This is a genomic window from Mucilaginibacter inviolabilis, from assembly GCF_011089895.1.
GTDB classification, from domain to species: domain Bacteria; phylum Bacteroidota; class Bacteroidia; order Sphingobacteriales; family Sphingobacteriaceae; genus Mucilaginibacter; species Mucilaginibacter inviolabilis.
The window spans coordinates 1,351,772-1,364,639 of sequence record NZ_JAANAT010000001.1 but is presented as its reverse complement, the minus strand read 5'-3'; the positions used below and the strand labels follow the sequence as shown (position 1 = coordinate 1,364,639).

The window sequence follows — 12,868 nt, the reverse complement described above, 5'->3', positions numbered from 1 at the left end:
TAAAGCAGTTTGTGACAAAAAGTGGGTTTACATGGGTTTACACTTTTTATGGTTAATATAATTTAAAATAATTGATAATCAAATATTTATGCGTAATTTATGCAATTTAGCACCTTTAAAGTGTAAACCCACCTTTATACCCCTGTTTTCTCGCAGAGGGCATGGAGGTGACTGTAGTGAAACAAGCTATTGGTGATGAGCTTATTGTTATGTTATATTAGCTACTTTGTTATTAACCATGAAATATTACTTCAGACTTAGCAAAAATCTGCTTGGTACATTTGGGATTGTTTTAGTTTACCTATCAATTGCCATTATTCAAATTTTGAGAAAGTCAGATCATTTTTATTATTACGTAGGCCCCATACTTTGCCTGATGCTGATATATCTTTTTGTGAACAACTATAAATCTGTAATGCTGGGGCTGAGAAAAAAGCCATTGTTAGAGGCCAATGAGACTTATGTTTTTGATGGTGTCAATAACATAAAATATTATTGGATTGATATTGACGTAATTGATGCAGATGAGGATAATCGCACACTTTATATTAAAGTAAATGATCCAGCTAAATATTTAAAGTTCTTTAGTAACTTTTACATTAGATATCTTTATTACTCGAAACGTAAAGAACGATTTAATATCAATTTAAGTTGCGTTAAAGCTGATATGAAAAACCTTATAACCACCCTTAATAACTATAGCATTCAAGCTCAAGAAATAGATGGAAGCAAGGTATAAAATTAGTTTTATATTCTGCTTCCATTCTATTTATATCATCGCTTTATTCAAAGCTTTGATGGCTTCTTTAAAATCCTCGCGGGCTACCAGGAACTGGATGTTAACCTTACGCAGGGCAAAACCACAGCTTTTGATATTGATGCCTTTTTGAGCTAATGCCGTTGCAGATTTAGCCAGCAAGCCTGGTTGATCCATATTAGAGCCTATGAGACAAACCATAGCCATTTTTTCTACAGTTACCTTCTCATAATCGTTTTCGAGCTCTTGTATCAGCTTTTTATTAAAATCCTTATCCCATATCACTATAGAGATACTATTGGCGCTGGTGGCCTTAAACGTATAGCTTACACCGAATTTATAGAACAGCTGCATGATGTGGAAATCGGTACCTACATTACCTACCATGGATGGATCGTAGATGTCAATCATCATCACACGTTCTGTGCCTGTTATTACCTCAACGCGTTTTTTATCGCATATATATTCGCGGGTTATCAATGTACCCGGGTGTTCAGGCTGAAAAGTATTTTTGATGCGGAGATCGATATCGTGTATCTCCAGTGGCTTTGATGCCTTAGGATGTATCGCTTCCATGCCCACATCGGCCAATTGATCAGCTACATCGTAGTTTGTATTACCCACAGGAAAACAATTATCAACACCAACCAGTTCCGGATCAGCTGTGCATAGGTGATATTCTTTATGTATAATGGCTTCTTCCGGTTTAACGGCTACGGCTATTTTACTAAAAGTAACTTCGGAATAGCCACGGTCAAATTCTCGCATGATACCCTCCGTACCTTTGGTATAGCCAGTTACGATGGTGATCGTATTTTCAAAATCGATATCCTGCAGATCTTTCTTAATGCGCTGATCAATAGTGAAAGATCGATGGTCATGAAACCCACTCAAGTCAACAAACGTGGCGTTAATACCCATATTTTGCAGGATATTAGTAAAGTTAAACGCCGAGTGACTTTCGCCTATTGACGCCAGGATTTCGCGGGCAGCCAGCAGCACATCATCTTTGTTTACATAACCAGAGGCCAGAATATTAGCGATGTTTTCGAGATAGGTCTGCGCATCTTTAAGACGTTGTTCAATAAATTTATCTGCTTCGGCAATATTTAAGCCCAGGCTTTCATAGCTTTTATTGATCTGCTTTAGCTTTACGATAAGGGCTTTAAGCGGTTTATGAAAATCTTTATAAGTAGCCAGTTTATGATAAACACCGGGTGCTCCGGTTTTTTTATTTTCAAGCAGGAGATTGGTTACCCCTGAAAAGGCCGATACTACAAAGATGCGATTGTACAATTGTTGTCCGGAACGTTCAAATAAGATGATGTTTTTGATGACATCACTTAAGGCGGTCATAGAGGTACCGCCAATTTTTTCGACTGTTAACATTTTTATAAATAAACGCTTTTAGCGCATGAATGCCAAAACCGTACCATCTGCAAAATGATGGTTTTTTAGTTGATATGGCACGTTTAAGGAATTGGTTTTTAGATTATTGTATTTTGTGTGCTATTTAGCCCGGTATATCATATTGATACACGGGCTATCAAAATAATATTGTGCTTATTCGTCCTTCTTATAAAGATCTCCCGCCTTTTCTGCCGAAAGCTTAATGCCTTTGATCATAGCCGAACTGAAACCATTGTGCTCCATTTCATTTAAACCGGCAATAGTACATCCGCTTGGCGAGGTAACCTTATCAATCTCCTGCTCCGGGTGTGATGCCAGCTGCAACAGCAGATCGGCAGCTCCTTTAGCGGTTTGGGCCGCCATTTTTAAAGCATCATGTGCATGAAAGCCTATCTCGGTACCACCTTGTGAGGCCGCACGGATAGAACGCAGGAAAAACGCGATACCACAGGCACAAAGAGCCGTTGCCGAAGTCATCAGCTCTTCATTGATCTGGATACTCATACCTACGGTATCAAACAGAGATTTTACCAGGTTTATATTTTTATTGGTGCCATTATCAGTAGCAATACAGGTCATAGAGTGACCAATGGCTATAGCCGTATTGGGCATAGCTCTTATTACCTGTACATTCAAATCAAGCTGCTGGCGGATATCGTTACAAGTAACTCCGGATATTACGGAAATGATCAATTGCTTTTCAGCTTTTATAACGGGTTTTATTTCATCCAGTAGTTTATTAAGCTGTTGGGGGAGTACGGCCAAAACAATAATATCGGCTTTTTTTACTGCCTTAGTATTATTATCGGTAGTATGATAGCCTAATTGGGCATATTCTGCCAATGCCGATACGTTACGGCGTGTGAGTGAAATTTGCTGGGGTTTGCAAATGTTTGCTTTTACTAACCCTTTGGCTAATGACAGCCCAATGTTACCAGATCCTAAAATGGCTAAATGCTGTGATGAATTCATGCGTTTTTGCTTAAACGTGTTCCAAATGGTTTATTTTCTTTTAATTGTCCCAGGTCGTCAGATTTACCTATGATTACTGCTTTTACGCCGCAAGCAATAGCGGTAAAAGCATTATCAAGTTTGGGTAACATGCCGCTATGTATAATGTGCCGGGCCTTCAATTCTTCGTAATGTACGGGGTCAATTTCCCTGATCAGCGATTCATCATCATTAATATCCTGCAGCACACCCTTTTTCTCAAAACAGTAAATAAGCGTTGTTTTATACAATGACGATAGTGATACAGCCAGTGCCGAAGCAATAGTATCAGCATTGGTATTTAACAACTGCCCTTCGCCATCATGCGTTAAGGCGCAAAAAACCGGGGTAAAGCCTGCCTGCATTAAGCGGCTTATGTTTTCAGGATTGATGGAATCTTTATCTATATCGCCTACAAAGCCATAATCAATGGTTTTTACCGGGCGTTTTTTGGCTCTTATAAAATTACCATCGGCCCCGGTAAGGCCAATAGCATTGTTACCGAAGCGCTGAAGCTGCGCCACTATATTTTTATTGATGAGGCCACCATACACCATGGTAACCACCCTTAGGGTTTCAATATCGGTGATGCGCCTGCCATCAACCATTTTGGCTTCGATGCCTAATTCCTCAGCAATTTGAGTAGCTACCTTGCCGCCGCCGTGTACTAATATTTTAAAACCATCCAACCCTTCAAAATCTTTCAGAAAATGATACAGGTTTTCGGAGTTATCAATTACGTTTCCTCCTATTTTTATGATGTACAAGCTTTTATTTTCCTGTAATAGGGTAGAATTTCCCGAATCTGTATCAATTTTATCCATTGTTAATAGTAATATAACCTTCTTGATGTTAAATTCCTATTAAATTAAACAGGAACTTGCTAAAAATATGAATTTATAGCGTATTTTATTCAAAAAATGTTAAAAAATGATTAAAGTGTTATCTGCGTAACTTTACAATTTGATTATGAAATAATTAGTAATATTGAGTTTTTAAGGCACTAAACTTGCTTAAAAGTTTTTCTATGGATCAAAAGAAAGGTACAAAACCCCGTGTAGTTATTATAGGTGGAGGATTTGGTGGTCTGGAACTAGCCAAAAATCTTAAAAATGCGCCCGTAGATGTGCTTTTATTGGATAAGCATAATTATCATACCTTTCAGCCTTTACTTTACCAGGTGGCCGCTGGCGGCATTGCTGCCGACTCGATCGGGTTCCCTATCAGAAGGATATTTACCAAACAAGATAATTTCAGGTTTGCCCTGGCCGAAGTGGAACGTGTAAATCCGGAAAACAATACACTCACTACTAATATAGGGACTATTTATTTTGATTACCTGATTATAGCAACAGGCTCAAATACCAACTTTTTTGGAAATAAGGAAATAGAGCATTTTGCCATGCCTATGAAAAATATTCCCGAAGCATTGAACCTGCGCAGCCTGATACTTCAAAATCTGGAAATGTCATTAATAGCTAAGGATCCCGAGGAAAAAGCAGCTTTAATGACATTTGTAGTAGTGGGAGGTGGCCCAACCGGGGTTGAACTTTCTGGCGCTTTGGCCGAAATGCGCCAATTGATATTGATGAAAGATTATCATGGTTTGCGCAAGCATAGTATGAAAGTTTACCTTGTTGAGGGTAAACCCGAACTGTTGGCTTCGTTTTCAGCTGGAGCATCTGCAAAGGCTAAAAAGTTCTTATTGGATATGGATGTAACCATATTTAATAGTGTGCATGTGCAAAGCTATAATGGTACCGAACTTAAAATTGATGATGGTACCACTATATTAACCCGTAATGTTTTATGGGCAGCAGGTGTAAAAGGAGAGGTGCCTGAAGGTATGCCCGAAACATCCATCACTAAAGGTAATCGTATCCAAACCGATGGTATTGGCCGGGTAAATGGTTATGCTAATATATTTGCCATAGGCGATGTATCCGCGGTGATCACAACCGATACCCCAAATGGACACCCCGGTGTGGCACAGGTAGCCATACAACAGGGAAGGCATCTGGGCAAAAACCTGGTTCGTATGATTAATGGTGAAGCCACCGTCCCATTTAAATATAATGATAAAGGATCACTGGCTACTATTGGCCGAAATAAAGCAGTGGCTGATATTGGTAAAATTCATCTGCAGGGATTTATTGCCTGGATAATATGGGGTGTGGTACATATTATGTCATTAGCCGGATTCACCAACAAAGGGACTATATTTTTTAGCTGGGCCATATCTTACTTTACGAAGAATAGTGATAACCGATTGATCATCCGGTATTTTGATATTAAGACCCGGGCTATTGATCCGGAGCCAAAGTAAAATATAAGCAACTGATTACTGTTTGGGTTTAATAAGCTTCATGTATTCAGCTATCTCATTATCAGTAGTATTTGTGCTTTTACTTAAAGTATTGATAATGTTTTCTTTTTCCTGTTCGCTGCGGTTTTGGCTTAGTTTTTTCTTGGCTTGAAGGTCATCCACTATAATTTCAAAACCTACAATCCCTTTCATCATTTTTTGCTTGTAGTCATCGGGAAGGTTATTCCATTGTTGCAGGTAATTTTCTTCGTAATTGTCGATGGTACGGGCAAGCAGATCTGCAGTATCGGTTAATAAAGCTGCTTTTCCATAGGCATGTACGGCCAGATAGTTCCATGTTGGTACGTTGGCTTCCTTTTCGTAGTTAGCGGGTGATATATAGGCATGGGGTTCGGTAAAGATTACGAGTGCATTTTTGCCTTCTATACCTGTTGCCTGTGGATTGGCTTTTGCAAAATGCGATGATAAGACCAGCTTATCATCGCGTTGTTCAATTATAAATGGCAGGTGCGTAGCTACCGGTACTTCATTATTAGATGTAACTATAGTAGCGAAACTGTAGCGTTGCATAAAGCTGATGGCTTCCTGCTCGCTTTCGAATTTGTTGAATGATGGGATGTACATAATAAAGAATCAAGATTATGAGATCCAAGATACAAGACATCTGAACCAACTCATGCTACAAACTTTCCAGCATTTGCTTTAGTACTGCCTGAGCAGCCCAGACCCGGTTACCGGCTTCGTGCACTACTACTGAGTTTGGCCCATCCAGAATTTCGTCTGAAAGCTCCAGGTTGCGGCGTACGGGTAAGCAATGCATAACTTTTGCATCATTGGTGATCTTTAGCTTTTCGTTGGTCAGCATCCACTCCTCGTTTTTACCGAGGATGTTACCGTAAGGCTCGTAGGCCGACCAGTTTTTTACATAGATAAAGTCGGCGCCTTTTAATGCTTCGTCCTGGTCATAAGCAATGTTTGCTCCCCGGGTAAAATCGGTGCAAAGCTCATAACCTTTGGGCTGGGCAATGGTGAAATCAACTTCAGCCTTACACATCCACTCTGCGAAAGAATTTGGTACAGCCTGTGGCAGAGGTTTAATATGCGGAGCCCAGGTTAATACCACTTTTGGGCGTGCTGTGGTTTTCAATTCTTCGATGGTGATGAGGTCCGCTAAACTTTGCAGTGGGTGGCGTGTAGCCGACTCCAAACTTACCACCGGCACTTTACAAAACTGCACGAACTTATTGAATATCATCTCACTATAATCCTCTTCACGATTTCTTAAACCAGGGAACGAGCGTACGCCGATAATGTCAGCATATTGCCCCATAACGCCAGCGGCTTCGCGGATATGCTCTACAGTGCTGCCATCCATAATCACGCCGTCACGGAGTTCTAAAGCCCATCCTTCCTTATCGATATTAAGCACCATTACGTTCATGCCTAAATTAAGAGCCGCTTTTTGGGTACTCATACGTGTACGCAAACTTGGGTTTAAAAATACCAGTGCCAGGGTTTTGTTTTTACCCAGATCCTGATTAGCATACGGATTTTGTTTAAGCTTCAAAGCTTCTTTTACGAGAGCATTGATATCAGCAACATCATTTACAGAAGAGAATAGTTTCATTAGCCCGGATATTTAATAGCGAATTATTGGTTTAAAACATTTACAAAAGCCTCTAAAAATCTGTCGGCGTGTGCTTTGGTTAAATTTAAAGCAGGTAGTAACCTTACCACGTTTGGTTTGGCTTCACCTGTAAAAATATGGTGTTTAAATAAAAGGTCTTTGCGTGCATTTGCCAACTCCTCTGGTAATTCAATACCAATCATCAGACCCCGGCCACGAACTTCTTTAACCTGTTCCAGTTTCTTAAGTTCTTTGATCAGGTATTCGCCAATAGTTGCCGCATTTTGCAGCAGGTTGTCCTGCTCTATTACTTCCAATACCGCTAAACCAGCCGCACAAGCCAGATGGTTTCCGCCAAAAGTAGTGCCCAGCATACCATAAGCTGGCTGTATTTTGGGTGAAATAATAATACCGCCTACAGGGAAACCGTTACCCATACCTTTAGCCATGCTATAGATATCGGCATTTATACCAGAAAAATCCTGCGAGAAAAATTTACCGGTACGTCCGTAACCGCATTGAACAGAATCAGCTATGAAAACGGCATTATGCTGATCGCACAAAGAGCGAATTTTTTGCAGGAAACTTTCCGGAGCTACCTGTATACCGCCAACACCTTGTATACCTTCGATAATAACGGATGATATTTCATTTCCATGATCGGCAAAGGCTTGTTCTAATGCAGCTTCATCGGTCCATGGTAAGAATATTACGTTATCTGTTTCATTAATTGGTGCAACGATCTTAGGATTGTCTGTAACAGCAACTGCCAAAGAAGTACGACCATGAAATGCTTTGGTAAAGGCGATCACTTTTTTCTTGCCATTATAAAATGAGGCCAGTTTTAAAGCATTCTCATTGGCTTCGGCACCAGAGTTACACATAAATAGCTGATAGTCATCTTTGCCTGATACTTTGCCTAATTTGGCTGCCAGTTCTTTTTGAATTGGGATCTCAATAGAGTTAGAGTAAAAACCCAACTGGTGCAACTGATCCTCCAACCGTTTTACATAATGTGGATGGGTATGACCGATAGATATTACGGCATGACCGCCGTACATATCCAGGTACTCAGTACCATGATTATCATAAACCAGGCTGCCCTGGCCTTTTACTATATTTATTGGGTTAACAGGATATACGTCGAATAGATTCATTTTTGAAAAAGATAATAGATTAAAAACTTAAATTAACAATGCTGCAATTGTGGCGAAAGCTTAAAAAGCGGTCGCCTTAAGTCGTAGCCCTGCGCGCTCATCTAAGCCAAATAACAAATTCATGTTTTGTACTGCCTGGCCAGAGGCGCCTTTAAGTAAATTATCCAGTATGCTGATGATTAATAGTTTACCCTCGTGTTTAGTCACTTGAATAAAGCACTTGTTGGTATTCACGATCTGTTTCAGATCGATGTTGCGATTGGTTACATGGGTAAAAGGATGACCTTCGTAGTAACTTTTATACAGTTCCAATGCTTTTTCTTCACTCAGATCGCTATCTGTATAGATGGAAGCTATAATACCACGGGTAAAATCGCCGCGATAAGGTATAAAGTTGATGGCTTTGTTAAAATCGCCTTGTAATTGTTTTAACGACTGACCTATCTCATTTAGGTGTTGATGATTAAATGCCTTGTAAACAGACAGGTTATCATTACGCCAGGTAAAGTGAGATGTAGGCGCTAAGCTTTGGCCTGCACCTGTTGATCCTGTTGTAGCCGCCACATGTACATCGTTGTTTAATAAGCCTTTGGATGCTAAAGGTAATAAGCCCAATTGCAAACAGGTAGCAAAACAGCCAGGGTTTGCAATGTTAGCAGCAGTTTTTATGGCTTCGCGATTTAACTCCGGCAATCCGTAAACAAAGTTTTTACTTTTGAATTTTGAACCTTGACTTAATCTAAAATCCTGACTCAGGTCTATTATTTTGATATGATCAGGGATCATTGTCGATTCTAAAAACTTCTTAGCATCGCCATGACCAACACAGAGGAAAAGCACATCAATGGCAAATGATAATTCCCCGGTAAAGCGAAGATTGGTTTCGCCGAAAAGATCGGTGTGAACTTCGTAAACGTAATTGCCTGTATTGCTATTGCTATTTACAAAAACTATCTCCACATTGGGGTGGTTGATCAGTATACGCAGCATTTCGCCGCCAGTGTATCCTGCGCCACCTATAATACCCGCACGTATAGCCCCCCGGCCCCCTAAAGGGGGAGTGAGCGAAGAAGAGCTATCTGTATTTTCGATAATATTAGTCATACCTTTTATATTTATTCCCCCTTTAGGGGGTTAGGGGGCTAAATGTTAACCCTGTCATGATTGGTTGATGGATAAGAATATAAAATAAATTCCAGATCGCTCCGGTCATTATTGCTGATAAAGTGTTTTTGACCAGGTAAAATTTCTATTCCCTGCTCTGGTTTTAGCTCCGTAACGTTACCGTCGATAGTGAATGTAGCTCTACCTTTTAAAATAAAGAATACCTGTGTAGCCTTTTCGTGGTAATGCAACTGCTCGGCAGTATCCGGTGGCATTAGTTCCTGCTTAACGGACAACGCTTCGGTATCAATAAAAGTCCAGCCATGGCAATCATCACCCCAGTTATAGTGGTCAAGACATTCACCCTTTGAAAAAGCTGTATTAATCATTCTGTGATTGATTATTAACCTTATGATAGATCATAACCTGGTTGCCGAATATTTTAGAGAATCCTTTAACATCCTCGCCAGACCATGAATTATTCATTTCGCCATAACTGCCAAATTTGTTCGACATCAGGTCGTGATCCGACTCAATACCTACTACCTGGAAGCGATACGGGTGCAGTTGTACAAATACCTTGCCGCTTACGTTTTGCTGAGTATCGGTTAAAAAGGCTTCCATGTTGCGCATAATAGGATCATGGAATTGTCCTTCATGAAGCCAATTACCATAGAATGCAGATAATTGATCTTTCCAGGTCAGTTGCCATTTAGTGAGTACATGTTTCTCTAAAGTGTGGTGAGCCTTAATGATCACCATTGGCGCTGCGGCTTCGAAACCAACACGCCCCTTAATACCTATTATAGTATCGCCAACGTGAATATCCCTGCCAATGCCGTAAGGCTGCGCAATGGCCTGTAAAGCCTGTATCGCTTTTGTTGGGTGATCATATCTTTCTTTATCGATACCTACCAGCTCGCCTTTTTCAAAAATAAGCTCCAGGTTTTTTACTTCTGATTCAGTAACCTGGGTAGGCCATGCCTCTTCGGGTAAACCTAAGTTGGAAGTAAGGGTTTCTTTACCACCTACAGATGTTCCCCAGATACCCTTGTTGATGGAGTACTTCGCTTTTTCGAAGTTCATGTCAACGCCATGTTTTTTCAGGTACTCGATCTCTTCTTCACGGCTCAATTTCAGGTCACGGATAGGGGTGATGATCTGTACTTCAGGTACCAGGATATTGAAGATCATGTCAAAACGTACCTGGTCGTTACCTGCACCGGTACTGCCATGTGCTACAAATTCTGCACCTATTTCTTTAGCGTAGTTGGCTATAGCTGTTGCCTGGCTTACGCGCTCTGCACTTACAGAAAGGGGATAGGTGTTATTTTTTAAAACATTACCATAAATCAAAAAGCGAACACAGGTATTGTAAAAGTTTTTGGTTTCATCAACCACATGGTGCGAAGTTACGCCCATTTTGTAGGCACGTTCTTCAACGCCTTTTAACTCTTCGTCGCTAAAGCCACCTGTGTTTACAATAACGGAGTGAACTTCATAACCAAGATCCTGTGTTAAATATATGCAGCAAAATGAGGTGTCTAATCCGCCGCTATACGCTAATACTACTTTTTTCTTCATCTTTTTTTGAGCTTAAAGCTAAAAGCAGAAGGCTTAAAGCTTTTTCTTTTTAATTTATGTGTATTTGTTATTATAAACCCTTAATCGTTATCGTGGTGTATCCTTTTCTTGATGGCGTTTTCGATACGTTCAAGCAAGGTAGCTTTGTGGGTGATTCTTTTCATTTTTTCCTCATCCTGTTTTTGCTTTTCGGCCGGATCAAACAGCATGGCAGTACACATGCAGTTTTTACGCTCCTTGCTCATCAAAATATCATAGTTAACACAGCTTTTGCAGCCAGCCCAAAAATTTTCGTCCTGGGTAAGTTCAGAGTAAGTAACTGGTTCATAACCTATCTCTGAATTGATCTTCATTACGGCTAAACCAGTTGTTAGTCCAAATATTTTAGCTTCCGGGTATTTAGTTCTGGAAAGCTGGAAAACACGGTGTTTAATGGCTTTTGCCAAACCCGCTTTACGAAATTGTGGGTTAACAATAAGACCGGAATTGGCCACAAAATCACCATGGCTCCAGGTTTCTATATAGCAGAAACCGGCCCAGGTGCCATCTTTATGCAGGGCTATAACAGCCTTGCCTTCCAGCATTTTATTAGCAACATATTCTGGTGAGCGCTGGGCTATACCTGTGCCCCTGGCTTTGGCCGATTCGGCCATTTCAACGCATATTTGAGGCGCATAATCTACATGTTGTGCAGTAGCAACCTGAATATCAAAATCTTGTATGGTCATTAAAATAGATATTACCGTTAAATTAATTGGCTTTTAAGGCCTTAATAATTAGATGGTTTTTAAAAGAATAAGTTTAAAACTTTTTTCTTTCGAAGGGGTCTGTTACAGGAAATTAATTCAAACCCTTGGCATATAGGGCCTTCGTCGGGGAGGGCAGCATAAAAAAACAGTTGAAACCAAAGCAGCGGCAGCCGGAGCAAATGTTGCTCTTATTGCGGGCTTATTTAAGCTTTGTAGATTCATTTTTTTGTGGTATTACTGTGTTTTTAATTTGGGTGCAAATTATTGCATAAATTTTTACTTATGCAAGAAAAAAATGATTTAATAACGTTAAGATTATATTCGGTTTTTTGAGGGGGATACCCGGGTCTTTAAATACAGATGGTCAGATGACATACCCAAAAACTTTTTAAACCTTAAATTTTAACATTTTTTAGTTGAAAACGGGGTGAAAAGATTCAATAATCACTCACTGTAACAGGGCTTTAACTCCATTTTAACACTTTTTAACAAATTTTTAATGCGTTTTGAAAGCTTTAAAAAGTATTAAATGATTTGATGCTTAAATAACCAGGTGTCAAACAGTTGGTTTTGGGTCTTGTTTTTCTTTTAACCAAACAGCCCGGTTCTTTGGGTAAAAGAGAACCGGGCTGCTTATGATATAAATATACTCAAATTTCTGATAAGTATTAAGTTGCTGTATTTTATCGTCACTTTTTCTCTTCAAATTTGTCTAAAACAAATCTTAGCTTATGATCCGGCATTTGCGGACTCTCAGCAATCAGAGTAACCTTACCGTCCTTACCTTCAATGGTGAGGGTATAGTCTTTTTCGCCATTACCATCTTCATCGCTGATGGTGGTATTGATTACCGATTTGCCTTCTTTAAATGGTGTTGTCCAGTTGCAGGTATTTGATTTGATAGTTCCCATAAGGGTTTGTTTTCCATTTTCAATATTAACCGAGATTTTCTTGTCAATTATTTCAATAACGGTTTGCTCGTCTGCAGTTCGCTGCAGATTATTGTTAGCATCCAGATGCTCGGTTTTTGAAGTTACCAGACTTAATTTTTTGTCGCATTGTGCCAGGCACACGGTACCGCCGGCCAATAGTAGCAGTAACGCAATAATGGTTGATTTCATGGTTTTTTCTTTATGTGGTTTAAAACTCAAATAAAGATACATG

General features: G+C 39.8%; 13 protein-coding genes. 2 read left to right on the top strand and 11 right to left on the bottom strand.

All coding sequences use genetic code 11. The features are described 5' to 3' along the window. Positions 1 to 238: 238 nt before the first annotated feature. On the top strand, positions 239 to 739 hold the full coding sequence (locus G7092_RS05360; protein ID WP_166086945.1) for a hypothetical protein: 501 nt from the start codon (positions 239 to 241) through the stop codon (positions 737 to 739). Positions 740 to 769: 30 nt separating this feature from the next. Here the strand turns inward: G7092_RS05360 and G7092_RS05355 are convergent, their stop codons facing one another. The 3 genes from G7092_RS05355 to argB form a co-directional block, all read right to left on the bottom strand. After that, positions 770 to 2,146 (bottom strand): aspartate kinase, encoded by a 1,377-nt coding sequence (locus G7092_RS05355; protein ID WP_166086942.1) that lies wholly within the window; start codon positions 2,144 to 2,146, stop codon positions 770 to 772. A gap of 174 nt (positions 2,147 to 2,320) precedes the next feature. After that, entirely contained in the window at positions 2,321 to 3,139 is an 819-nt protein-coding gene (proC, locus tag G7092_RS05350) for a pyrroline-5-carboxylate reductase (protein ID WP_166086940.1), read from the bottom strand. Continuing rightward, positions 3,136 to 3,981, bottom strand: coding sequence for an acetylglutamate kinase (argB, locus tag G7092_RS05345; protein WP_166086938.1), 846 nt, complete (start codon positions 3,979 to 3,981; stop codon positions 3,136 to 3,138). Before argB ends, proC begins: the two co-directional genes overlap by 4 nt. Before the next feature lie 203 nt (positions 3,982 to 4,184). On the opposite strand from argB, the gene G7092_RS05340 reads away from it, so the two are divergent. Further along, positions 4,185 to 5,483 carry an NAD(P)/FAD-dependent oxidoreductase gene (locus G7092_RS05340; protein WP_166086936.1) on the top strand — a complete coding sequence of 433 codons (1,299 nt, stop codon included), beginning with the start codon at positions 4,185 to 4,187 and terminating at the stop codon, positions 5,481 to 5,483. 15 nt (positions 5,484 to 5,498) lie between these two features. Here G7092_RS05340 and G7092_RS05335 read toward each other — a convergent pair whose 3' ends face one another. From G7092_RS05335 to G7092_RS05300, 8 genes are all read right to left on the bottom strand, one after another. After that, on the bottom strand, positions 5,499 to 6,107 hold the full coding sequence (locus tag G7092_RS05335; RefSeq protein WP_166086934.1) for an FMN-binding negative transcriptional regulator: 609 nt from the start codon (positions 6,105 to 6,107) through the stop codon (positions 5,499 to 5,501). Between the two features lie 55 nt (positions 6,108 to 6,162). Further along, positions 6,163 to 7,110, bottom strand: a complete 948-nt coding sequence (locus tag G7092_RS05330) for an N-acetylornithine carbamoyltransferase (protein ID WP_166086932.1) — start codon at positions 7,108 to 7,110, stop codon at positions 6,163 to 6,165. 23 nt (positions 7,111 to 7,133) lie between these two features. Then, positions 7,134 to 8,267, bottom strand: coding sequence for an aspartate aminotransferase family protein (locus G7092_RS05325; protein ID WP_166086930.1), 1,134 nt, complete (start codon positions 8,265 to 8,267; stop codon positions 7,134 to 7,136). 60 nt (positions 8,268 to 8,327) lie between these two features. Beyond that, positions 8,328 to 9,371 (bottom strand): N-acetyl-gamma-glutamyl-phosphate reductase, encoded by a 1,044-nt coding sequence (argC, locus tag G7092_RS05320; protein WP_166086928.1) that lies wholly within the window; start codon positions 9,369 to 9,371, stop codon positions 8,328 to 8,330. A gap of 38 nt (positions 9,372 to 9,409) precedes the next feature. Next, entirely contained in the window at positions 9,410 to 9,760 is a 351-nt protein-coding gene (locus G7092_RS05315; RefSeq protein WP_166086926.1) for a cupin domain-containing protein, read from the bottom strand. Then, positions 9,753 to 10,955: an argininosuccinate synthase gene (gene argG, locus G7092_RS05310; RefSeq protein WP_166086924.1), complete on the bottom strand. Its 1,203-nt coding sequence runs from the start codon at positions 10,953 to 10,955 to the stop codon at positions 9,753 to 9,755. Before argG ends, G7092_RS05315 begins: the two co-directional genes overlap by 8 nt. Positions 10,956 to 11,035: 80 nt before the next feature. Next, a complete protein-coding gene (locus G7092_RS05305) occupies positions 11,036 to 11,683 on the bottom strand; it encodes an N-acetyltransferase (protein WP_076378871.1) in 648 nt (215 codons plus the stop codon). A 710-nt stretch (positions 11,684 to 12,393) separates the two neighbouring features. Further along, positions 12,394 to 12,825: a hypothetical protein gene (locus tag G7092_RS05300; protein ID WP_166086922.1), complete on the bottom strand. Its 432-nt coding sequence runs from the start codon at positions 12,823 to 12,825 to the stop codon at positions 12,394 to 12,396. Positions 12,826 to 12,868: the final 43 nt, after the last annotated feature.